At 66.3% G+C, this 22,865-nt stretch carries 13 protein-coding genes and 1 pseudogene; 4 read left to right on the top strand and 10 right to left on the bottom strand.

Annotation, left to right across the window (positions count from 1 at the left end; all coding sequences use genetic code 11):
- The first annotated feature begins 2 nt into the window (after positions 1-2).
- Both QM741_RS15200 and QM741_RS15195 read left to right on the top strand, forming a co-directional pair.
- A complete protein-coding gene (locus QM741_RS15200) occupies positions 3-3,062 on the top strand; it encodes an efflux RND transporter permease subunit (RefSeq protein ID WP_415208501.1) in 3,060 nt (1,019 codons plus the stop codon).
- Positions 3,063-3,117: 55 nt separating this feature from the next.
- On the top strand, positions 3,118-4,332 hold the full coding sequence (locus tag QM741_RS15195; protein WP_415208500.1) for an amidohydrolase family protein: 1,215 nt from the start codon (positions 3,118-3,120) through the stop codon (positions 4,330-4,332).
- A 132-nt stretch (positions 4,333-4,464) separates the two neighbouring features.
- On the opposite strand, the gene QM741_RS15190 is transcribed toward QM741_RS15195, so the two are convergent.
- The 4 genes and pseudogenes from QM741_RS15190 to QM741_RS15175 form a co-directional block, all read right to left on the bottom strand.
- Positions 4,465-5,865 (bottom strand): MGH1-like glycoside hydrolase domain-containing protein, encoded by a 1,401-nt coding sequence (locus QM741_RS15190; protein ID WP_415209138.1) that lies wholly within the window; start codon positions 5,863-5,865, stop codon positions 4,465-4,467.
- Between the two features lie 54 nt (positions 5,866-5,919).
- A pseudogene (locus tag QM741_RS15185) lies at positions 5,920-6,336 on the bottom strand (hypothetical protein); the annotation flags it as partial.
- A 259-nt stretch (positions 6,337-6,595) separates the two neighbouring features.
- On the bottom strand, positions 6,596-9,130 hold the full coding sequence (locus tag QM741_RS15180) for a TonB-dependent receptor (RefSeq protein WP_415208499.1): 2,535 nt from the start codon (positions 9,128-9,130) through the stop codon (positions 6,596-6,598).
- 263 nt (positions 9,131-9,393) lie between these two features.
- Complete coding sequence (locus QM741_RS15175) at positions 9,394-12,453, bottom strand: aminotransferase class III-fold pyridoxal phosphate-dependent enzyme (protein ID WP_415208498.1); 3,060 nt, start codon at positions 12,451-12,453, stop codon at positions 9,394-9,396.
- 131 nt (positions 12,454-12,584) lie between these two features.
- Between QM741_RS15175 and QM741_RS15170 the strand changes: the two genes are divergently transcribed.
- The gene (locus tag QM741_RS15170) at positions 12,585-13,043 is read left to right on the top strand and encodes an Lrp/AsnC family transcriptional regulator (RefSeq protein ID WP_415208497.1); all 459 of its coding nucleotides are present in this window, start codon (positions 12,585-12,587) and stop codon (positions 13,041-13,043) included.
- A gap of 11 nt (positions 13,044-13,054) precedes the next feature.
- On the opposite strand, the gene QM741_RS15165 is transcribed toward QM741_RS15170, so the two are convergent.
- A complete protein-coding gene (locus QM741_RS15165) occupies positions 13,055-14,368 on the bottom strand; it encodes an amino acid permease (protein ID WP_415208496.1) in 1,314 nt (437 codons plus the stop codon).
- 257 nt (positions 14,369-14,625) lie between these two features.
- Between QM741_RS15165 and QM741_RS15160 the strand changes: the two genes are divergently transcribed.
- Entirely contained in the window at positions 14,626-16,758 is a 2,133-nt protein-coding gene (locus QM741_RS15160; RefSeq protein ID WP_415208495.1) for a beta-galactosidase, read from the top strand.
- Between the two features lie 10 nt (positions 16,759-16,768).
- Here the strand turns inward: QM741_RS15160 and QM741_RS15155 are convergent, their stop codons facing one another.
- From QM741_RS15155 to QM741_RS15135, 5 genes are all read right to left on the bottom strand, one after another.
- Positions 16,769-19,243, bottom strand: coding sequence for a DUF349 domain-containing protein (locus QM741_RS15155; RefSeq protein ID WP_415208494.1), 2,475 nt, complete (start codon positions 19,241-19,243; stop codon positions 16,769-16,771).
- Positions 19,240-20,460, bottom strand: coding sequence for a TraB/GumN family protein (locus QM741_RS15150; protein WP_415208493.1), 1,221 nt, complete (start codon positions 20,458-20,460; stop codon positions 19,240-19,242). Before QM741_RS15150 ends, QM741_RS15155 begins: the two co-directional genes overlap by 4 nt.
- A gap of 114 nt (positions 20,461-20,574) precedes the next feature.
- The gene (locus tag QM741_RS15145) at positions 20,575-21,459 is read right to left on the bottom strand and encodes a carbon-nitrogen hydrolase (RefSeq protein WP_415208492.1); all 885 of its coding nucleotides are present in this window, start codon (positions 21,457-21,459) and stop codon (positions 20,575-20,577) included.
- Entirely contained in the window at positions 21,456-22,490 is a 1,035-nt protein-coding gene (locus tag QM741_RS15140; protein WP_415208491.1) for an agmatine deiminase family protein, read from the bottom strand. Before QM741_RS15140 ends, QM741_RS15145 begins: the two co-directional genes overlap by 4 nt.
- A complete protein-coding gene (locus QM741_RS15135) occupies positions 22,487-22,831 on the bottom strand; it encodes a hypothetical protein (protein WP_415208490.1) in 345 nt (114 codons plus the stop codon). The genes QM741_RS15140 and QM741_RS15135 overlap by 4 nt, the downstream gene beginning before the upstream one ends.
- Positions 22,832-22,865: the final 34 nt, after the last annotated feature.

Genomic DNA, 22,865 nt, shown 5'->3' with positions numbered 1-22,865 from the left:
GCATGACACTGGCGGAACTCAGCCTGAAACGGCCAGTGACCGCGATCATGGTCTTCGTGTCGATGACCGTGATCGGCTTGATCGCGGCATTCCGCCTGCCGCTCGAGGCGATGCCGGACATCCAGTTTCCCTTCATGTTCGTCGATCTGCCGTATCCGGGCTCGACGCCCGGCGAGGTCGAGCGTTCGATCACGCGGCCGGTCGAGGACGCGCTGTCGACGCTGACCGGCATCAAGAACATGAACTCGAATTCGACGCCGGAAGGCGCGCAGATCTTCATCGAGTTCAAATGGAGCCAGGACGCTGCGGTCAAGGCGGTCGAAGCGCGCGGCAAGATCGATGCGATCCGCGACCAGTTGCCGAGCGATCTGAAGCGCTATTCGGTGGAGAAGTTCGGCACTGGCGATCGCCCCGTGCTCGGCATGCTGATTTCGTCCGAGCGCAACCTGACCAATGCCTACGATCTGCTCGACCACAAGCTCAAGCGCCCGCTGGAGCGTCTGCCCGGCGTCGCGCGCGTGCAGTTGCAGGGCGTCTCCCAGCGCGAAGTGCAGATCGAGATTTCAGCCGAGCGCCTCGGCGCGGCCGGCGTCAGTCTCGATGAGTTGTACCAGAAACTGTCGACTGCGAATTTTTCCGCCTCGGGCGGCCTGATCAAGGACGGCGACCTGCGCTATCACGTACAGCCTGCCGGCGAATGGCGCAGCATCGACGACATCCGCACGCTCGCGATCAACGAGCGCGGCCTCAAGCTCAGCGACATCGCCGACATCTCGTTCAAGCCGGCGCGCGCGGACTACGAACTGCATCTCGACACGCGCCCGGCGGTGATCCTGCGCGTGTACAAAGAGCGTGCGGCCAATCTCGTCGACGTCGGCCGCCGCGTCTGGGACGAGATCGACCGCATCAAGCAGTCCGGCCAGATCGACGATCTGCAGCTGGTCGCGTTCAACGACCAGGCGGCCGGCGTCACCGACAGCCTGAAGCAGCTCGGCAAGGCGGGGCTCGAGGGCACCCTGCTGTCGGTGCTCGTGCTGTTCTTCTTCCTGCGCGACTGGCCGTCGACGCTGATGGTGTCGCTGGCGATTCCGATCTGCTTCGTCATCACGCTCGGTTGCATGCAGATGTTCGGCATCAGCCTCAACATCCTCTCGATGATGGGCCTGCTGCTCGCGGTCGGCATGCTCGTCGACAACGCCGTGGTCGTGGTCGAGAGCATCTACCAGTACCGCGAGCACTATCCGGACAAGCCGTGGTACTGCGCGGTGCAGGGCACGCAGATCGTCGGCATCGCGATCGCCGCGGGCACGCTCGCGAGCATCATCGTGTTCCTGCCGATGGTGCTGCGCGAGAAGAACGGCATGAGCATCTTCCTGACCCAGGTCGCGGTGGCGATGGCGATCGCGCACCTGGCCTCGTGGCTGGTCGCGGTCAGCCTCGTGCCGATGCTGTCGGCGAAACTGCCGCCGCCGAAGTTCATCGGCCGCGAGACCGTGATCACGAAGGCGCAGGGACACTACGGCCGCTTCATCGAGAAGACGCTCGCGCACCGGCGCTGGACCATGGTCGGCCTGCTCGCGCTCATGCTCGCGAGCGCGGTGCCGTTGACCCATACCAAGGTCAACATGAACGGCGGCGGCCCGTCGAAGTGGATCTTCTTCCAGATGAACCTCAACGGGCTGTATCCGCTGGCGCAGATGCGCGCGAGCTATGCGACGCTCGAACACTGGCTCGACGAACATCGCAAGGAGTTCCATCTCAAGAACGTCTATGTCTTCTACAACGAGCAGGGCGACAGCGAAATGGCCGCCTTCCTCGATGACGAGGCGCCCGATCAGGTGCAGATCGTCGAAGCGATCCGCCAGGGCCTGCCGAAAGTTCCGATCGGCGAAATCGTCATCGGCTTCGAAGGCGGGGGCGGCAGCGGCAGCCAGCAGCCGAGCGTGGGAATCAATCTCACCGGCGATTCCGGCGCGCAGCTGCGCGAGCTGGCCGCCAACGTCATCCCGATCCTGCGCAGCCTGCCGAGCCTGCGCGACGTGCGCGCACAGCAGAACAGCAGCAACCGAGAACTCGCGGTGCACGTCGACGGGCAGAAGGCGAAGGCGATGGGCTTCTCCGCGAGCGACATCGCGCAATACATCGGCATCGCGCTGCGCGGCTTCCGCCTCAAGGACTACCACGGCGGCGAAGGGCAGGTTCCGGTCTGGCTGCGTTTTTCCGGCAGCGACACGCAGAGCCTCGACAATCTTTCGGACTACAAGCTGCGCCGCGCCGACGGCACCCAGGTGCCGCTGATGTCGATGATCGACATCGATGCGCGCAACGCGGCGGCGACGATCGGCCGGCGCAACCGCCAGACCAGTTTCGCCATCGTCGCCAACTTCGCCGAAGGCAAGACGCCGGACGACGCGCGCAAGGAGATCCAGGCCGCGATGGGCAAGATGGATCTGCCGCCCGGCTACAAATGGAGCTTCGGCGAGAACTTCGACCGCGACGACGAGGCCGGCAGCACGATGCTGTTCAACACGCTGATCGCGCTCGTGCTCGTCTACGTCGTCATGTGCGCGATGTTCGAGTCGCTGATCTACCCGGCGGCGATCCTGACCACGTTCGTGTTCTCGATCTTCGGCGTGTTCTGGCTGTTCTGGATCACCGGCACGACGTTCTCGGTCATGGCCTCGATCGGCGTGCTGATCCTCATGGGCGTGGTCGTCAACAACGGCATCGTCATGATCGTGCACATCAACCAGCTGCGCCATGAGGGCATGGGCCGGCGCCAGGCGCTCGTGCAGGGCGCGAAGGATCGCCTGCGCCCGATCCTGATGACGATGGGCACGGCGATCCTCGGCATGCTGCCGCTGTGCCTCGGCGACGCGGCGATCGGCGGCGACGGTCCGCCGTACTATCCGATGGCGCGCGCGATCGCGGGCGGCCTGATCTTCTCGACCATCGTCAGCCTGCTCGTGCTGCCGACGATCTACTCTCTGCTCGACGACGCGGGTCTGTGGGCGCGGCGCGTGCTGCGCGACGCGCGGGTGCGGCGCTTGCGCACAGCCTGACCGGGCACCGGGGCCGCGAGGCACGAATCGTTTTTCCCGTGGAGGAGGAATGGCTGTGAAATCGGCTCTTGCCGCAATCGGATTCTTCCTGTTTCTTTTTCCATTCGTGCCGACGCAAGGGCAGACGCTGGCACTGCAGGTGGGAAAAGTATACCCATCCCCCGATGCAAAACCGTTGACCGACGCCGCCGTTCTTGTGCGCGACGGCAGGATCGTCGCCGTGGGCCGCGACGGCGCCGTTCCCGGAAATGCGCGAGTTCTGCGATGCGCGCAATGCTCGGTTTTCGCCGGGTTCTGGAACACGCATGTGCACTTTATGGAGCCGCGCTGGGAAGGCGTCGACAAGCTTTCCGCCGATCGATTGAGCGGGCAGTTGCGGGAGATGCTGACGCGGTCCGGCTTCACCACGGTGGTCGATACCGGATCGGATCCGTACAACACCGCGGCGCTGCGTCGACGCATAGAGTCCGGCGAGATTCCCGGGCCGAAAATCTACACGGCGGGTCTCCCTCTATATCCGCACGGCGCGTTGCCTTTCTACTTGCACGATCTGCCGCCGCCGCTGCTGGCCACCCTGCCGCAGCCCGGGACGCCCGCCGACGCGACGGATGCCATCGAGAAGAATATTGCGGCAGGTACGGATATCGTGAAACTGTTCACCGGCTCGATCGTTGCGCCCGGGCAGGTCGTTCCGATGCCCGTCGATATCGCGCAGGCCGCCGTGGCGACCGCGCATGCCCGACGTCAGATTGTTTTCACCCACGCGACTAATCTTGCCGGCGTGCAAGTCGCATTGTCGGCAGGCGTGGACGTCATCGCCCATGCCCCGGAAGTCACCGATGGGGTGAGCGACGAACTGTTGAAAACGTTGGTCCGCCATCACGTCGCGATCGTTCCGACGCTCAAGCTCTTTTCCAAGGATGCGAACATCGGAGCCATCCGCGCAACGGTGAAACGCTTTCACGATCTGGGCGGCACGCTGATGTACGGCACGGATACCGGATTTCTCACCGATCACGATCAGCGCGAAGAATACGAACAATTGAAACTGTGCGGCTTTGCCTTGAGCGACGTCGTGGCGATGCTGACGACGGCGCCGGCCGAACGGTTCGGCGTGGCTCGCGATGAAGGGCGGATCAAGGCGGGAATGGAAGGCGACCTCACCGTCCTGGCCGACGATCCGGCGGCCGCGGGCCTGCCCGCATTGGCGGACGTCAAGTACACCATCCGACACGGCAGGGTCATTTACGACGCGTCGGCGGTGCCTTGACTGCGGCGTGACGCGGATTTCGCGCGCTGTACGACTTTTTCGTCATGCCTCGGCGATCCGCATACAACCTATCTCAAAATCTGCCGCGCTCGAAGAAAGTTCGCGACGATCGTGAGATAGGTTCCAGTCGTTTCATTTGCGCACGAGAAACAGATAACTGGCGGCCGCCCAGCTGAAGTTGCGCGACTGGTGGCCTTCGCCGGTCAGCGGATCGTAGTTTTCGTACATCGGCGCCTGCTCGGTCAGGCCTTTCGCGTTGACGACGAGTCGCCTGGCGACGTCGTCGGCTTGCTTGTCGAAGCCGTAGCGTTTCAACGCTTCGACGCCGAACCAGGCCTGGTCCATCCACACCGGGCCGCGCCAGTAGCCTTTGACCGGCGAAAAGCGCGGATCGTCGGCGGCCAACGTGGGCAACGGCAAACGGGTCGAGAATTTTTTCGGGTCGAGCATCGTGCGTGCGACGGCCTGCGCCTGCTCGGGCGTGGCGACGCCGGCCCACAGCGCGGTCCAACCTTCCGAGCCGTAAACCGGAACGAATTCGTCGCGGCCGAGTTTCACGTCGAAGAAATAGCCGCGCGAGGGATCGAACATGCGTTTCTGGATCGTCGCCTTCATCGCCGCGGCTTCCCTGGTCCACTGTTCGCCGTCGCGCGCTTTGCCGAGCGCATTGGCGATTTCGGCGAGCTCGAGTTTTTCCAGATAGAGGTAGGCGTTGAGGTCGGCCGATTCCTGGTCCATCGACCAGGCGCCGTCACCGTTCTTCAGCATGGCGATCGCGTCGAAGCGCGCGCCGTTGTCCATACCGCTTTCCCACTTCGCGGCGATCTTGGTGCCGTCGGTCGATCCGTATTCGGCGAGGCCGTTGCGGTCGTGATCGCGCCTGGCGAACCACCAGCGGTGATAGCGCACGAGCTTGTCGTACATCTCGGCGAGAAAGGCCTTGTCGGCGGTCGCGCGATAGATTTCGCGCACGGCCCATGCGGCCAGCGGCGGCTTCGTGTCGCGCCAGTTGTTGTTCGCCTTGTCGAGATAGATGCAGTCGGGAACCATGCCGTCGGCGGCCTGGTAGTCGAACATCGCGCGCATCTGGTCGCGCGCGAGCGCGGGCGCGAATGACGCGAGCGCGGCGGCGTGCTTCCACGAATCCCAGGCCCAGAAGCCGTTGAAGTCGGGATTGGAATAGGAAGGAACGACGCCGTCGTGGTGCAGGTCGCCGCGGGCCGCGCGCCAGTTGCCGAGCAGGGTGAGGACGGATTTCACCGCGACGCGTCGTGCGGTTTCATCGGGCACGCCCGCGAGCCGGCTGGCATCGACGGCTTTCAGATAGCCTGACCAGCGCGCGCGATTTTCTGCCCACGCCTGCGCGACCTCCACCTGCGGTTCTTTTCCGTTGCGCGTGTCGTAGGCGAGCGCTTGGTCGAGATAGAGCGTTTTCGTCTTGTTTGCTTCGAGGTGCAGCGGATGCCTCGTGGCGAGACGATAGCCGGCGGCGGTGACGGCGGCTTGGGCAACGCCGTCGCCATTCGTATCCATGGACGTGGCGAGCTCGGAATGCGAATGGGCAAGGGATTGGGTGATTGCGCTGCCCGTTTGGTCCGGCATGGCCGTTTGCGACGGCATCAGCGCGCCTTCGACAGCCAAATCGATGTCCTGCGGTTTCGTCGAAGACAGTTCGATGCGTACGAGCGCATGCCGGGAATCGGCGAAGAAAAGCGTCTCGCTCACTTGCAGGCCGGTCGAGGAGAAGCGGCGAGTCAGATAGCCTGGCAAGGCATGGCTTCCGGCCGGAGCGAGCTCGATGTTCTCGTGATTCGCCGAATCCCGAAGCGACAACCGGGCGAAGCGCGCACCGACCCACCGGCCTTCGCCGAGGCTGTGCACGAACGGCCCGGAGAAGCCCGTGCCGCCGTCGCCGGCGGGCGGGAGGCTATAGCCGTGCCACGCCCCGCGGTCAAAAAATATGTTGAAGCTTCTGTCAGCCGCGGTCTTCGGCGCGCCGTGCATATCGAGGACATCGAGATACTTGTCTTCGTCCGCGACGGCAGGCGCCGCTGCCGCCCACGTGGCGACGTTCGAAAAAAGTGCCGCCGCGAGCGCAAGGAGGAGTCGCAACGCGGCGGTGAAACCCGAATCGAAAGTCGTTGCCAGGGAGGGCACGCGAAGCAGGAAGAAGGATCGGGCGGAACTGGCAGCCATGTGTTTTCTCCCGTGCGCTTCCCGCGCCTGCGGATGGTCGGATCGCCGACCTGACGGCGAGCTGTCCTCAGAACTTGTACTTCACCTGAAAATTCAATTCGCGCCCCTCGATCGAGCGGGCGAGAATGACGCCGCCGCCGCTGGCGAAGCCGAACAGGCGGGCGTTGCCTTCGGTGATGCCGATCTGGTTGGTGACGTTGGTGCCGCGCAGGGTCAGCACCCAGTTCTTGCCGACGTTGGCCATCGCGCCGATCGCGAGATCGTAGTAGTGGCCGAGCGGCTGCATCGAAAGCTGATCGCCGTAGCGGTTGCCGACGTATTCGTAGGTGGTCCAGAGCTTCAGGCTGCCCCAGTCGGTCGGGATCGTGTAGGCCGGCGTGAAACGGTACTGTACCTTGGGCTGGCGGTCGAGCGGCTTGCCGGTGATGCTGTCGCAGCGGTCGCTGCCGTCCTGCGCGGTGTACGGCACGCAGCCCTGATAGTCCGAGTAGTGGCCATCCATGTAGTTGCCGCTGAACGCGAGCGAGAGGTTCTCGATCGGCGTGAGCACGACCTGCGCATTGAGTCCTTTCGTGCTCGAACCGTAGAGCAGGTTGATCTGCCCGGTGTCGAGCGTGATCGAGTAGGGAATGCCGGTGAATTTGCGCTGGTACGCGGCGATGTCCGCGTAGATCCATGGCGCCTGATATTTGAAACCGACTTCGAAGTTGCGGATGCGTTCCACCGGCACGTCCGGCACGTAGACGATGCTGTCGAATCCGGGGAAGAACACGCCGCGGTTCGCGCGCGCGTACGCGCTCATGTTGTCGTTGACCAGGTAGTTGGCGCCGAGCGTCCACGACGAAGCCGTCTTCGAGTACGACGGATGCAGATAATCGTCGGTTACATAAAACGCATTGTTGTTGTAGACCGTGTACGGATTGGCGTCGAGATCGCCCGTCGTGCCGTTCTGGTACCAGCCGCTGGTGTTGTTGTGCTGCACGCGCATGCCGCCGTCGAAGCGCCAGTTGCCGATGTTCCACACGTCGCTGAAGAAGAACGCCGTGGTCGAGGCCCGCCAGTATTCGTTGAACGTCATCCACGATTGCGGATCGTTGTTCCAGAACAGGCCTTGCTTGTCGGTGAGCTGGTACGTGTGCGTGCCGTCGCTCAAGCTGACGACGATCGGGTTCGGATTCGACTTCGCCTGCAGCAGCATGTTGAGGCCGTCGTCCTCGGAATGCGCGATCGAATATCTCGCCGTGTAGTTGCCGAGCGTCAGCGTATTGCCTTCGAACAATTCCCGGCTCAGGTGGATTTCGTTGCTGATCGAATTGATGCGCTTGTGGATGTATTCGGGGTTCTGCACCGAGATGTTTTCGTTCATGTCCGCGGTGCCGCCGTTGCGGTAGGTCGCGGTCGCGGTGAGGCCGGACGGCAGGCCGAACGCGTTCGCGGAGTCGGAGATGAAACTGCCGAGCGTCTGCGGATTCGCCCCCGTGCTGAAGAACGAGTTGATGTCCATGTTGCCGCCGAGCAGCAGGAACTTGTCGGACAACGACCAGCCGTTTTCGAAATCGAGATCGAGGTTGGCGCCGACCAGGTGCAGGTTGCCGCCTTCGCCGTTGGCCATGTCGATGTCGACGCCGCCCGGCGTGCAGCCCGCGGTGAAGCAAGGCTTGTCCTCGAGGAACTGATAGCGATCGGACTTGCTGCCGAACGTGCCGGTCAGCGGATCGAAGTTGGGGTAGGGCGAGAACTTGCCCGGCGCGGGATTGTAGATCGGCGTGTCGGTGACGAACTGGTTCTTGTCCTTGAGCAGGCGCGCGAACACGAGCACCGAGCCGTGGTCGAGATCGTGGCGCAGCGTCGCGGTGAGCTGGCCGCCGTCGTCGGCGGGATATTGCGGATCGCGCACGCCGTCGGATTTGCGCCAGAAGCCGCCGACGCTGCCGTACCAGCCTTCGGCGATCGGGAAGCCGTAGAAGCCGTCGAAACGCCACGAGCCTTCGGAGCCGTAGGTCAGACCGACGCTGCCCGAGGGCGTGCTCGTGCCTTCGCGCAGGATGAAGTTGGCGATGACGCCGGGCTGGCCGTTGCCGTAGAGCACCGAGGGGCCGCCTTGCAACGCTTCGAGGCGGTCGATCGTGTCGTCGAGGCGCAGCATCGCGTCGGTGAAGTAGTCCCAGCGCGGGAACAACGGCGCGCCGTTGACCGCGAACGTCGTGAACGGCGCGCCGCTGTCCGACGGAAAGCCGGCCACTTCGATATTCGCGCCGGTCTGGCCGCCCGAGGACTCGGCGAAGATGCCCGGAGAAATCTTCAGCAGGTCGGCTACGCTGACCGGATTGGCTTCCTTGATCTTCTCGAGATTCGCCGTCGTCACCGAATAGCTGGCCTCGATCTTCTTGATGCCGCCGGCGTTGGCGTTGCCGGTGACGACGATCTGGTCGAGCTCGCGCGTGGGCGCGTCGCCGGCATTCGGGCTCTGCGCCTTGGCCGGTGCGGCCGCCGGTTGCGCGGTTTGCGCAGACGCGTCCTGCGCCTGCGCGGCAACGGTGAACAGCGCGGCGCCGATGGCACAGGCAAGGGCGCCGCGGTGGATGTGCGTTCTGTTTCGCATCGGGGAAGTCCCTCCAGTCGGTAGATGTGCTTGATGCCTCGCGGCCGACATCGTTTTCGTCTTCGCCATGCCCGAGACGAAACGGAGTCCTGGCGTCTGCATCTCTGAATTTTTATGTGGATCGACCGCGGCAATGCCGCCGGTTTTGTACGCAACGAATCTCCACGGAAAGATTCGCATGCACGAAAAAAGCGCGCATCCTGCAAATCGCCGGTTATGCCAGCACTGTGATGAATTGCGCCGGCACTTTATCGGTCGCTCGATCAGAGGCCGCCGGGACGATCGCCCGCCGCGACCAATGCTTCTTCGAGCACCTCGATCAGATGGTCCGCGTTGGCGCGGCTGAAGATCATCGGCGGACGCATCTTGAGCACGTTGTCGTGCGGGCCCTCGGTACCGATCAGCACGCCGCGTGCTTTCATCTCGTCGTTGACGCGTTTCGCCAGCGCCGTGGCCGGGGCCTTGGTCCTGCGGTCTTCGACCAGTTCGATGCCGAGAAACAGGCCCATGCCGCGCACGTCGCCGATCGCGTCGAAGCGCGTCTGCAGTTGCTTGAAGCGCCGGATCAGATAGGCGCCGGTCTCCGACGCGTTCTCGCGCAGGCGATCGCGTTCGATCACGTCGAGCACGGCCAGCCCCGCCGCGCAGGAAACGGGGTTGCCGCCGAAGGTGTTGAAGTACTCCATGCCGTTGTCGAACGAAGCGGCGATTTCGCGTGTCGTGACGAGAGCCGCCATCGGATGGCCGTTGCCGATCGGCTTGCCCATCGTGACGATGTCGGGGACCACGCCCTGCGTTTCGAACGCCCACCAGTGGCTGCCGACGCGGCCGAACCCGACCTGCACTTCGTCGGCGGCGCAGACGCCGCCGGCCGCACGCACCATCGCGTATACTTTTTCCAGATAGCCGCCGGGCAGGAACACCTGGCCGGCGACGCTGGGAATCGATTCGGCGAGGAACAGACCCGGTGCGCGGCCTTGTTTCGCCATCGCCGCGATCTGTTCGGCCACGCTTTCGGCAAAGCGCCCGGCATGTTCCGCGACCGGCCATTCGGCGGGAGCGCGGTAGCTGTCGGGTATCGCCGCCTCGAACACGTGCGCCGGTCGGCCGTTGCCGCCCTTGCGCTTGTACTTGTACGCGCTCAGATCGATCAGCTCCGGCGTCGTGCCGTGATAACCCCAGTCGAGCACGATGGCTTCGCTGCGCCCGGTGCGGGCACGCGCCATGCGCAGCATCAGGCTGTTGGCCTCGCTGCCCGAGCAGGCGAACGCCGCCACGCACAGTTCGGACGGCAGCGTCGCGGTCAGGCGTTCGGCGTAGTCGACGATCAGATCGTGCAAGTAGCGCGTATTGGTGTTCAGCGTCGCCGCCTGTCGCGCGATCGCTGCCACGACCTCGGGATGCGCGTGGCCGAGATGGCAGACGTTGTTGAAGCAGTCGAGATAGGCGCGGCCGCCGTCGTCGATCAACCATACGCCCTGGCCGCGCACGAACTTGATCGGCTCGGAATAGGAGAGGGACAGATTGGGCAACAGCGCGGTCCTGCGCGCCGCCACGATCTGCGACTTCGCGCGTCCCGTGCGCCGGAAGGTCTCCGACGGCAGGCCGACGAGGTCGGCCGGGTTCGGGAACAATTCGCTCCACACGCCGAGATAGCGGGCCTCGCCCGCGCCCGGGATGTCGCGCGCCGCAAGCGCCGGGTCGGTCGATATCTGCAGATGCAGGTGCGGCGCCCAGCCGCCGTTCTCTGCGGGCGTTCCGATCTCGCCGACAAGGCCTCCGGCTTCGATCCGGTCTCCCGGCTCGAGGCGCGCAACCGCTTCGCGCGCCAGGTGACCCCACAACGTCGTGAAGGCGGGGCAATCGTCTGCGGCATGATCGATGGCGACCGCACATCCGTAGCCGAGCGGTTCGTCTTCGATTTCGACGCTTCTCACCACGCCGGCCAGCGGGCAATACAGCTTCGTTCCTGCCGGCATGAAGAGATCGAGGCCGAGATGGCGGTCCCTGCGCTGAGCCTCGATGAACCTCGACCGGAAGAAGTCGCTCGTGTAGACGGTTCGCGCCTCGCCCCAGGCGCCGACCCCGAGCACGATTCCGTGTTCGGCGCAGTGCGCTTCCCACCAGCGGCTCGCCCGGCCGGGTTCTCCGGCCACGGAGGCCGCGACCATCGGATGATCGGGATTGGCCAACGGCACGGTCGCTTTCGCGAGCGTCGCCGGATGGCGATCGAGGATCGATGCGAAGCTCCGCGAGTTCGTCGCGATCCAGCGCGCGATCGCGCGCGCGTGCGGAGCCGCGTCGAAACCGCAGGCATGGCGCAGGATCGAGGTGGCCAGACGCCGATTCATCGCCCCGAGGCGCTTGAGCAGCCGCCACGCCGGCGCTTCGCTGACCGCGAGATAGGGATTGTCGTCGGTCTGCTCCCTGCGCGCGGCGGACAAGGTGACGCTGATCGTCAAACGCATGACGATCAGGTCGAACAGGATGTCGATCTCTTCCTCGAACAACGGATATTCGGCATGGAAGCCGGCCGCAAGCCGCGCCGCCGCGCTGATCGGATCGGGCGTGTCGAGCATGGAGTAGGCGCAGGCGACGGCCACTTCGGCGACGAGCGGCGAATGCAGCGCATCGCCGAAGTCGATCAGCCCGGCCACTTGCTGCGGAGAAGCCGGATCGACCAGCACGTTCCAATCGTTGGCGTCGTTGTGGATGACTTGCGTGCGCAGGTGCGGCAGGCGCGGCGCCACGTTCGCTTCGAAGTGGTCGAGAAAGCGCAGCAGCAACGCCCGCTCGCCGTCGTCGTGAATGTGCGCGAGCCGCTGCCGGGATTCGCCGGCGCGGCGAATGTCCCAGTCGAAACTGCGCAGCGCGCCGGGATGGATGAAACCCTGCAGCGCGCGGTCGAGGCGGCCGAGCGCGGCGCCGAGGCTGTGCAGCAGTTCCGGCGTGCGTTCGCCCTCGGCGAGCGGTCGGCCGGTCATCCACGCGACCAGTCGCATGGCATGGCGCTCGCCGCCGGCGCCGACGGCGTAGGCAAGAGGGTCGCCGGACAACGTGCTCCGCAGGCGCGGTATCGTGACGCCGGGCCGGACTCGGTCGAGGTGATCGAGCAACGCGATCTGGAATGCGGTGTCGATCGCCGGCTCGCTGGCGTTGAACAGCTTGAGCACCCAGTCGCCGTCGTCCGAAGTCAGCCGGAAATTCTGGTCGCGCTCGCTCGCCAGTCGGCTCACGCTGCCGGATATCCCGAAGTGATGGCGCGCGAGGCGTTTCGCCTCGTCCGGCGAAAACGTCGGCGCGGGGTGGGTAATGTCGGTCATGGTCGAACGGATTTGGGCTTGCGAAAGATTGGCATGCACCGAAAAATCATGCATCCTGCAAAACGCCGGTTGCACCTGCACAGTGATGACCTGCGCCGGCAATTTATCGGTTCACGGCCAAGGGGCATGCGATGAAGGAACTCGACGCCAAGGACAGGGACATCCTCCGCATCCTTTCCAAGGAGGCGCGCATTCCGCTGAAGTCGCTGGCGGCGCGCATCGGCCTGTCGCGCAGCGCGACCACCGAGCGCATCGCGCTGCTGGAAAAGAGCGGCGTCATCCGCGGCTATCGCGCCGACATCGGCCAGAAGACGGAGACGAATTTCATCGCCGCCTTCCTGCTGCTGACGCTGACGCGCACGCCTTCGATCAATGTGCTCGACCAGCTGGCGCGTCATCAGGAAGTCCGGCGCGTCTCGTCGATCAGCGGCCAGCTCGACCTGATCGTGGAAGTGGAAGTGCCGTCGATCGATGGACTGAATACGTTGCGCGATCTGATTGCCGCCCACCAGAATGTCGAGGACCTGACCACGTTGATCGTGTTGCGCCGGGATATCGACCGCAGCAGTCTCCTCGACCGGGCGGACTGAATTCGGTCGCTTCAAGCCGGATGGCGGACGCTCGTCCGCATTTGTCCTTTGCGGCGCTGGTGAAAATAGAAAGGCAGCGCCGCAAGCAAAAGACCCGCACCCCAGAGCAGGGCCTCGGCTCCCGTGCCGACGAGCGCCCACAGCCCGTAGACCAGCGCCAGCGCGGCGACGGCAAGACGCCACGCGGACGGCGCAGGCGAACGCAGTTCCAGCTTGAACATCGCCGCGGCGCTGGACGAATACGGCATCAACGCCGCCGCGTTCGACAGGAGAATCGAGGCGGTGAACACCGAGACGAGCGAGCCGGTGAAATTCGCACCGACCAGCAAGGTCGCGAATGCACTGCCGACGACGAGGCCGACGCGCGGCGTGCCGCTTGCGTCGACCCTGGCGAAGTACGCCGGAAACAAGCGGTCGCGCGCCGCCGCGAACGGCACCTGGCCCTGGACCAGAATCCAGCCGTTGAGTGCGCCGAGGCAGGATACGGCCATCGCCACCGCCATCGTGATCCCCGCGCCCGCGCCCCAGAGCCGCGACGCGGCATCGGCGAACGGCGCGGTGGAAGCCGCCAATGCGTTCAGAGGCATCAGGCCGAGCACGACCGTGCAGGCCGCGATCGTCAGCAACGCGGCCAATGCGACGCCGAGGAACGTCGCGCGCGGTATCGTCTTCGCGGCATCGGCCACGTGTTCGGCCGGAATCGTCGCGCATTCCATGCCCTGCAACGCCCAGACCGCCAGCGCGGCGGTGGTCGTCGTCAGCGGCAGCCAGTTCAGCCCGCTCGGGTTGAACGGCACGAACGACGCCGCGTCGAGCCGGGTCGCGCCGGCGACGATCACGACGAACAACGGCAGGAGCTTGATTATCGTGACGACGAGCTGGACGAGGCCCGCCGTACGCACGCCGGCGAGATTGCATGCCGTACCGAGCCATAGCACGACCAGGGCGGATGCGGTCGCCCGCGCGGGCGTGGCGAGCTCGGGAAAGATCGAGGCGAGGCTGCCGCCGAACGCCACGGCGATCGCGGCGACGCCGCACCACGCCGAGATCCAGTAGCTCCAGGCCATGATGAAGCCGGCGAAATCGCCGAACGCGATGCGCACGTACGCGTAGGGGCCGCCGGCCACCGGATGGCGCCGCGCGAGATAGGCGAACACTCCGGCGAGCAGCAACGCGCCTGCGGCAGACAATGCCCAACCGTAGAGGCTGGCCTGGCCGTAGGGCGCCAACGACGCCGGCAGGAGGAAGACGCCCGACCCGATCATGTTGCCGACGACAAGCGCGGTCGCCGACCACAGGCCGAGCGCGCGCGGCGACGCACTCATGCGCGCGGACTGTCGTTGCGGGCTTCGCGATCGGCGCGTGCAACCGCGGTGTGGAACGGCTGGGGCGACATCGAAGCAGTGTCCGTGGCTTTCCGTTTTCCCCGGCATTATTGGCACGCTCGTGGAAAACACGCACCCCGCAAAGCGCCGGTTACGCCCGCACTATGATCGACCGCGCCGGCATTTTATCGGGCCGGAGCAGAGGGCTCGTTGAAAGACCTAATATGCAGGCGTTTTGATTCCGCGGAATGGCCGTCATGTTTCGATCCTTGCTTGCGGCGCTGACGATCGCTCTCGCGACGGCGCCGGCCGTCGCCGCCACGCCGGTCGACAGCGCAGGCCCGCATCCCGCACCCCTGCGCGGCGCGGCGTTGCTGCATCAGCGCGAGCCGATGAGTTTCGGCGTGTTCTATTACCCGACGCAGTGGCCGCGTGAGCAATGGCAGCGCGATTTCGCGGGCATGGCCACGCTCGGTTTCGACTTCACCCACATGGCCGAGTTCGACTGGACCTATCTCGAACCCGAGGAAGGCCGCTTCGATTTCGAATGGCTCGACCGCGCGATCGATCTGGCGGGCAAGGCCGGGCTGCGCGTCATCCTCGGCACGCCGACGGGCGCGCCGCCGAGCTGGATGGACGAGCGCTATCCCGAGGTCTATCGCGTCGACGAACACGGCCAGCGGCATCAGCACGGCATCCGCGCGGAAGTTTCGCTGAGCAATCCGAAGTACCGGGCGTTCGTCGCGCGCCTCGTCAATGCGATGGCCGAGCGCTACGGCAAGGACGCGCGCGTGTGGGGCTGGCAGGTGGACAACGAGCCGGGCACGTTCAACGACTACAGCGACAGCGCGCGCACGGCGTTTCAAGCGTGGCTGCAGAACAAGTACGCCACGATCGATGCGATGGAGAAGGTCTGGGCCGGCTCGTTCTGGAGCACGCGCTACACGAGTTTCGGGCAGGTGCATATTCCCAATGCGACGCTCGCCGGCGAAGACAAGCTCAGCCCGCATGCGCTGCTCGATTTCGCGCGCTTCCAGGCCGACACGCAGGCGCAGTTCCTCGACGACCAGGCGCGGATCATCAAGCAGTACGCGCGCTCCGGGCAATGGGTGACGACCAACTACACGAATGTCACCGAAGCGACCGATCCGCGGCGCAGCCATGCCTTGGATTTCCCGACGTTCACGCTCTATCCGGTCGCCGGCGCGAACGTGCTCGGCGGCGACAGCTACGCGGTCGGCAAGCCGGCCAATCTGATGGAAGCCGCCGCGTATTTCCGTTCGATCAACGGCACGTTCGGCATCATGGAAATGCAGCCGGGCCAGGTGAACTGGGGCGAGATCAATCCGCAGCCGATGCCCGGCGCGGTCGGCATGTGGATATGGCACGCGTTCGGCTCGGGTGCGTCGCTGCTCGGCACATACCGCTATCGCCATCCCCAGCGCGGCAGCGAGATGTACCACGAGGGCATCGTCGGCACCGACGGCGTGACGCTTTCGCGCACCGGCCGCGAATTCGTCGAGACGATGCGCGCGATCAAATCGCTCGAAACCCAACTCGACGAGAAGGCGCCGCTGCCGAAAAAACTCGCCGCCCGCTACACGGGCTACCTGTGGCGTCATGACGTCTTCTGGGATACCGAGATCCAGCCGCAGACCTCGCTGTGGAAGAGCTGGCCTTATCGCAACGGCTACACGCTGGCGGTCAAGAGCACCGGTGCGCCGATGGATTTCATCGCGGAAGACGACGATTTCAACCGCTATCCGTTCCTGATCGCGCCGGCCTACCAGATGGTGAGCAACGCGCTCGCGCAGAAATGGAAGCGCTACGCCGAGCAGGGCGGCCATCTGATTCTGACCAGCCGCACGGGCCAGAAAAATGAACTGGGCCATTTCCACGAAGGGCCATGGGCGCAGCCGATCCTCGATCTGATCGGCGCCGACGTCGAGGGCTTCGACATGCTGCCGGCCGGCGCGAACGGCGAAGTGATCGCGGGCGACAGGAAGCACGCGTGGCATCGCTGGGCCGACATCCTCGCGCCACGCGCGGGAACCACCGTGCTTGCCACTTACGCCGGCCGCTACTACGCGGGCAAGGCTGCGGCGACGACGCGCAAGCTCGGCCGCGGCAGCGTCACGATGATCGGCGTCTCGACCGACGACGGCGAGCTGGAGCGCGCAATCGTGCGCGGCGTCTATCAGCGCGCGGGCGTGGCGATCGAGGACCTGCCCACGGGCGTGTTCATCGACTGGCGCGGCGGCCTGAACGTCATGGCGAACTACAACCCGCAACCATTTTCGGCTGCGCTTCCGACAACGGCGCGGATCGTGCGCGGCCGGTCTCCGCTGGCGCCGGGGCAGGCGCTGGTCTGGAAAGACTCGACGCCGTAGGGCCGTAGGCTCAAGGCAGGGTTTGCATGCCCGCGCGGGCGGCGCGCGCAAACCGATTCTCCAGTCCGGCCGCCTGCGCAGGCTGCTCGAACCAGGCCCGCATCAAGCGGGTGAGTTCGGATTCCGGCGTCGCCGCGCCGCGGTCGCGCATGCGCGAGGCGAGGCGTTGCACCTGGAAATTCATGCGCCGCTGGCGGTCTTCGGACGGCGTTTCCAGGCCGCCGAAGAACTCGAGCTCGACGAGCAGATCGCGCGCCGCGTTTTCGTCGGGTTTTCCGGCAGCGGGCGCCGCCGTCGCGCGCGCGAAGCGGGCATCGAGTACGGCGGCGAAGTCGGCCGGGGCAGGGAGTTCGTGCCATTGCGCCGTGACGCCGTCCATGGCCTGTGCGCCGGTTTCGACGGCGCGCAGCAGGGCGTACTTGGCCAAGGCATCGGCGTAGCGCGCCAAGTGTTTGCGCCGCGCGGCGCCCTGCAAGCCGGATTCGATCGCGTCGTGCGCTTTGCGGTAGCGCTGCTCGATCGCGCGATCGGAACAGCCCAGCGCGTGCCAACGCGCGTCGATGTCGCGCAACCGCGCTTTCGTCTCGTGCGCATCGTCGGCGTTCAAGGCCGCGATTTCGTTGAGCAGGTTCTCCGCCTGCGTGCGCATCGCCGCCGAGGCTTCGTCGCGCTGCCTGCGGGCCGCGTCGAGCCGGCCGAACGCGGCATCGAGGGCGGCGCGGAATTCCTTCCACAGACGCTGGTCGCTGCCGCGGCGGCCTTGGCCTAGCGCGGTCCACTGTGCCTGCAGTTCGCGCGCGTCGCGCGCAACGGTGCGGCCGTCGCCTTGCTGCTGCAGGGCCATGGCGCGCGCGATCAGGCGTCGCTTGGCCGCTTCGACTTCGTCGGCGCGCGCATCGAGGCGCAGTGCGAGCCGATCGAGCGCGACCTTGAGCTGCCTGGCCAGCGCGGTGCGTGTGCGCGGATCGACGCCGTCGAGCGAGCGCAGCGCATCGCCGAGCTTCTGGCGCAGCTGCCCGGCGGCCTTCCAGTCGGTGACCTGGTCCGGTAGCGCCGCGGCGTCCTGCAGCAGCTTGTCGATCTCGCCGGCATGCGACTTGCGCACTTCGTCGCGCTTGTCGAAATAGGCCCTGGCCGGCCTGAGTGCGCGATGGCAGAGCGCATGGAATCGCTTTGTCGGCCCCGACTCGGCCCCGCCGGAAATGCCCTCGGCGGCGTCGAGGCGCTGCCATTCTTCGCGCGCTTCGCGGATGCGTAAGGCCAACGCGTCGGGATGCAGGCCGGATTGGGTGAGCTGGACTACATCGTCGCAGAGCATTTCGCGGCGGCGGCGGTTGGCCCAGGCCTGCTGCTGCTTGAGCTCCGCATAGCGCGCATGCAACGGCGCCAGCTTCGCCTCGATCGAGGCGGGCAGCGGAACGACCATCGCGGTGAGGTTGAGCAGCCGGTCGTGCGGCGCGTGCGCGGCGGAAACGGTGCCGGCTTCGACGGCCGCGGAGTAGCGCGGCAGGATCTGTTCCATTTCGTGGAGATGCGCGCGCCGCAGTTCGCGTTCGCGTTGCGCTTCGCTGGCCGCGTTCGCGAGCGCGGCGTCGAAGCGTGCCTGCGAGGCCAGCATTTCGAGGTTCGTCGCGGCCGGAACGTCGGCCTGCGCCTGCGGTTGCGTTTCCGGTTCGGCGGCCGCGGTTTCGCGTGCCGGCGGATTTTCCACGTTGATCTTCGTCTGCCGCACGAGCGCGTCGGCGCCGCAATAGCGCGCGAGCAGGTCGGTGGGCACGGCGGCGCCCAGCGCGTTCCATTCGCGCGCGATCGCCGCGTACACCGCTTCGTCGCGTACCGGCGTGCGCACCAGGATTTCCATGCGCTCGCAAAGCGCGCGCGCCTTTTGCGCGACGGCAGTCGCATCGCCGCTGCCGATGCGCTGCGCTTCAACCAACTCGCGCGCGCGCCGGCTGACGGCTTTGTCGTTTTTCCGCGCGCGCTCCGCGATGCGCTCGAGGACCGCGGCGTCGGTGATGCGTTCGAGCGCAGCGAGGCGGATCGACGCGTCGCGATCGGTGATCGCGCGCTCGGCGAGCAGCGCGGTTCGCATCACGCGCCTGAGCGCGTCCGCGCGCAGGTCGCGATTCGTCGCCTGCACGGCGACCTTTTCGATTTCGTCCGCACTCAGCGTTTCGAGCTCGGCGACGCGGCGCGGCAGCGGCGGCACGCGCGGATCGTCCGAGCAGAGCAGAGCGAGGTATGCGTTGCGCGCGGCGCGGCGCAGGCCGCCGTCGGCGTCGCCGGTGGAACGCTCGCGCCACGCTTCGTAGTCGCCGAGGCGCTTGAGCGCGGCGAGGCGCACGCCGGCGTCGGCGTCGCCGCGCGCGATCTCGGGCAGCGCGGCAAGCAGTTCCGCATCGCCGGCGTCGGCAACGGCGGCGCGGCGCACCTCGGCGTTCTTGTCCTGCCATTTCGGTTTGAACAGCAGACGCGCGAGATTCATAGCAGCTTGCTCAGGATGCGGATGCCGGCGAGATATTCGCCGAGGATCATGCCAAAGTTGCTCAACAGGAACACGAGCAGGGTGCGCGAGACGCGGTTCTTCCACCAGCCGCGCCAGTCGATCACGTCGTCGCGCAGCGATTCGAAATCGGCGACGCGCGGCCGGCGCAGCGACATTTCGACCGCGGCGGCGACCGCGCCGACCGGCACGAACGGGCGGAACGGCTTGAGCGGCCCGACCACGAACGCGGTCAGCGCGCTCAGGACGTGGCCGCCGCCGAGCAGCGCGCCGAGCGCGGCGAATCCGCCCGTGAACAGCACCCATACCTTGATCGCCTCGACGCCGAAGTGCGCGCCGCGCGTGAACGTCCAGGCGATCGCGCCGATGATGACGGCGAGCACGCCGAACCCGATCCACTTCGGCCACGGCGAGGCCGGCGGAGCGGTATCGAGCGCCAGGGTCAGCTTCGCGGGGTCGTCCGTCTGTTCGCCGATCTCGCGCGTCACCCCGGCGAGATGGCCGGCGCCGATCACCGCGAGCACGCGCTTGACCGGCGCGTCGAGCGCTTGCGCCTTCGCGCTTTCCTCGCGCAGCCGCGCGGACATGAAGCTGTCGCGTTCGGCGATCAGGCTGCGGAACAGCGGCTCGGACTGCTCGGCGAATTCGCTGAACGCGCTCTGCAGCATGTCGCCCTGCTTGAGCTTCTCGATGTCGGCCTCGGCGACTTCGCCGCGCTCGAACAGGCTAGCGACGAGGCCGCCGAGCAGGCCGAAGCGCTGCAGGAAGCCGACGCTGCGGTAGGCGCGCTTGAGCGTTGTCGCCACTTCGCGATCGATCAGCCACACCGGCTTGTGCTGCGCCTCGGCGAGTTCCGCCGCGGTCTTCATTTCCGCGCCGGGCTCGATGCCGAACTGCTCGGCGAGGCGGCGCTGGTAGGCCGACAGCGCCAGGTTGGCCGCGACCATGCCGGCCTTGCCCTGGCGGATGATCTGCAGCAGGTCGAGATTGCGCCAGGCTTCGCGGTCGCGCAGCGCGCGGTAGCGCGTGTCGCAGAGCTCGACCGCGATCGCGTCGAAGTTTTCCGATTCGATCAGCTCGCGCACCGCGGCGACCGAGGCGCGCGACACGTGCGCGGTGCCGAGCAGGGTGTATTCGACGCCGTCGCGGGTGATGCGCGCGAGCGGCTGGTCGGCAATCGGGTGAGTCAGGTCGTTCATCGCTTTTTTTGCCGTCATTCCAGCCCACGCTGGAGTTCGGTTCTATTTTTTGGCGTCGGGGAAGTAAAAAAGGATCCCGGCGAGTGCCGGAATGACGGACATGGAGTGAGAGGCCTAGTCGCGAAAGCGTTTCAGCAGGTCGCCGTACGCATCGATGCGGCGGTCGCGCAGGAACGGCCAGATGCGACGCACGTTTTCGCTGCGCTGCATGTCGATGTCGGCCACGAGCAGCTCGCGCTTGTCCGTCGAGGCTTGCGCAAGGAATTCGCCCTGCGGGCCGGCGACGAAGCTCGACCCCCAGAATTGGATTCCGCGCGCCGCGTCGGGAGCCGCCTCGAAGCCGGTCCGGTTGCAGGCGAGCAGCGGCAGGCCGTTGGCGACGGCATGGCCGCGCTGCACGGTGATCCAGGCCTCGCGCTGACGCGATTTCTCGGCGTCGTCGTCGGCTGGGTCCCAGCCGATCGCGGTCGGGTAGAGCAGCAGGTCGGCGCCGGCCAGCGCCATCAGGCGCGCGCCTTCGGGATACCACTGGTCCCAGCAGACGAGCAGGCCGAGCTTGCCGACCGAGGTCTCGATCGGCTCGAAGCCCAGATCGCCCGGCGTGAAATAGAACTTCTCGTAGAACGCCGGATCGTCGGGGATGTGCATTTTGCGGTATTTTCCACAAATATCTTTTTGCGCATCGAAGACAGCCGCGGTGTTGTGGTAGAGGCCCGCCGCGCGGCGCTCGAACAGCGAGGCGACGACGACGAGTTTCAGTTCCGCGGCGAGCGCGCCGAGGCGCTCGGTGCTCGGTCCGGGAATCGGCTCGGCGCGATCGAACTCGACGACGCTCTCGTGCTGGCAGAAGTACGGTCCGTTGTGCAGTTCCTGCAGCAGCACGAGCCCGGCGCCGGCCTTCGCCGCTTCGCGCAGGCCCGCTTCGATCGCCTCGAGATTGGCTTCGCGGCTGCCGCGGTCGGTTTCCTGCAGCAGCGCGACACGCAGTGTCTTGCTCACTTCAATATTCCTTGCGGGAGTTGCATTGTCATGCAATGCAGACTGCCGTTCTGCCAGATCAGCGGACGGCAGGGAATCGGGACGATCTCGCGGCCCGGATGCGCGGCGCCGATGATGCGCGCCGCTTCGGCATCCGCCGCGTCTTCGTAAGCCGGCACGAGCACGGCGCCGTCGACGATCAAATAGTTGGCGTACGACGCGGCGAGGCGGCGGCCGTCGTCGAGAATGGGTTTGGCCCAGGGCAGGGCGTGCAGACGGTAGGGCCGGCTGTCGAGCGTGCGCAGCGCGGCGAGTTCCTCGCCCATGCGCGCGAGTTCGCCGTAATGGGTGTCGTTCGCGTCGTCGCAGGCCTGGAACACGATCGCGTCGCCGGGGGCGAAGCGCGCGAGCGTGTCGACGTGCGCGTCGGTGTCGTCGCCCTGCAGGTAGCCGTGTTCGAGCCAGAGCACGCGCTGCGCGGCGAGCTTGTCGCGCAGCAGCTGCGACATTTCCTCGCGGCTCTGTTCGGGGTGGCGCTGGTGCAGGCAGCGCCAGGTGGTGAGGATCGTGCCCCTGCCGTCGGATTCGATCGCGCCGCCTTCGAGGGCCCAGTCGACGCGCACGTGCTCGGCCGGCGCGAACACGTCGCGCACGATCAGGTTGCCGATCAGCGCGTCGTCGCGGCTCGCGCCGAACTTGCCGCCCCAGCCGGTGAAGCGGAAATCGGTCAGACGGAAGCGCGTGCCGTCGCCGAGCGCGATCGGACCGGAATCGCGCAGCCAGGTGTCGTCGTAGTCGACGGCGACGAAGCGGATTTTTTCGCTGCGTGCGTTCGCGTCGCGCAGCGCGCGTTCGGCGCGGGCGCGCACGTCCGCGTCGGCGACGCAGAGGACGACGCGCTCGCGCCGCGAAATCGCGGCGATCAGCGCGGCGCAGGTCGCCTCGACGTGCTCCAGCCGCGGCGCCCAGTCGGTGCCGGCATGGGGCCAGGCGAGCAGCACGCCGTCCTGCGGTTCCCATTCCGCGGGCAGGCGGAAAGCGGGCGACGTCATCGGTTGCGAACTGCGCTCTTCGGGCCGATTTCGTCGGGCGAAGCGCGGTTGACCACGGCGTCGATCACGCGGTCGCGCTCGAAGTAGACCGTATAGTCGGCGTAGACCCAGCGGTTGATCGTCGGGTGCCAGCGCGAGTCGCCGCCGGCAGGCGCGAGCTTGCTGGTCGGAGCGCCGTACCGCCGCTCGACCTGCGCCATCGACAGGCCGCGCGCGGGCAGGACATGGCTGCGTTCCTGCTTCACGCGATCGATCAGCAAGGTGTCGGCACGCGCGACGCCGATCGCGTCGACGGCGAGGAGCGCACAGGCGAGAGCCAGCGAAGAACGATGCAGCGTCATGGCGCAATTCTCCAAACGGGACGATCCTTGCGGA

The sequence above is a fragment of the Rudaea sp. genome (assembly GCF_047601565.1).
Lineage (GTDB): Bacteria > Pseudomonadota > Gammaproteobacteria > Xanthomonadales > Rhodanobacteraceae > Rudaea.
Note: the sequence above shows the minus strand (reverse complement) of the source record. Positions and strands in the feature narration are given on the sequence as shown.

Excerpts from the sequence above, each read along its gene's own strand:
- QM741_RS15200 (WP_415208501.1), top strand. The coding sequence starts at position 3 with ATGACACTGGCGGAACTCAGCCTGAAACGGCCAGTGACCGCGATCATG.
- QM741_RS15190 (WP_415209138.1), bottom strand. The coding sequence starts at position 5,865 with ATGGATACGAATGGCGACGGCGTTGCCCAAGCCGCCGTCACCGCCGCC.
- QM741_RS15180 (WP_415208499.1), bottom strand. The coding sequence starts at position 9,130 with ATGCGAAACAGAACGCACATCCACCGCGGCGCCCTTGCCTGTGCCATC.
- QM741_RS15175 (WP_415208498.1), bottom strand. The coding sequence starts at position 12,453 with ATGACCGACATTACCCACCCCGCGCCGACGTTTTCGCCGGACGAGGCG.
- QM741_RS15170 (WP_415208497.1), top strand. The coding sequence starts at position 12,585 with ATGAAGGAACTCGACGCCAAGGACAGGGACATCCTCCGCATCCTTTCC.
- QM741_RS15165 (WP_415208496.1), bottom strand. The coding sequence starts at position 14,368 with ATGAGTGCGTCGCCGCGCGCGCTCGGCCTGTGGTCGGCGACCGCGCTT.
- QM741_RS15160 (WP_415208495.1), top strand. The coding sequence starts at position 14,626 with ATGTTTCGATCCTTGCTTGCGGCGCTGACGATCGCTCTCGCGACGGCG.
- QM741_RS15155 (WP_415208494.1), bottom strand. The coding sequence starts at position 19,243 with ATGAATCTCGCGCGTCTGCTGTTCAAACCGAAATGGCAGGACAAGAAC.
- QM741_RS15150 (WP_415208493.1), bottom strand. The coding sequence starts at position 20,460 with ATGAACGACCTGACTCACCCGATTGCCGACCAGCCGCTCGCGCGCATC.
- QM741_RS15140 (WP_415208491.1), bottom strand. The coding sequence starts at position 22,490 with ATGACGTCGCCCGCTTTCCGCCTGCCCGCGGAATGGGAACCGCAGGAC.
- QM741_RS15135 (WP_415208490.1), bottom strand. The coding sequence starts at position 22,831 with ATGACGCTGCATCGTTCTTCGCTGGCTCTCGCCTGTGCGCTCCTCGCC.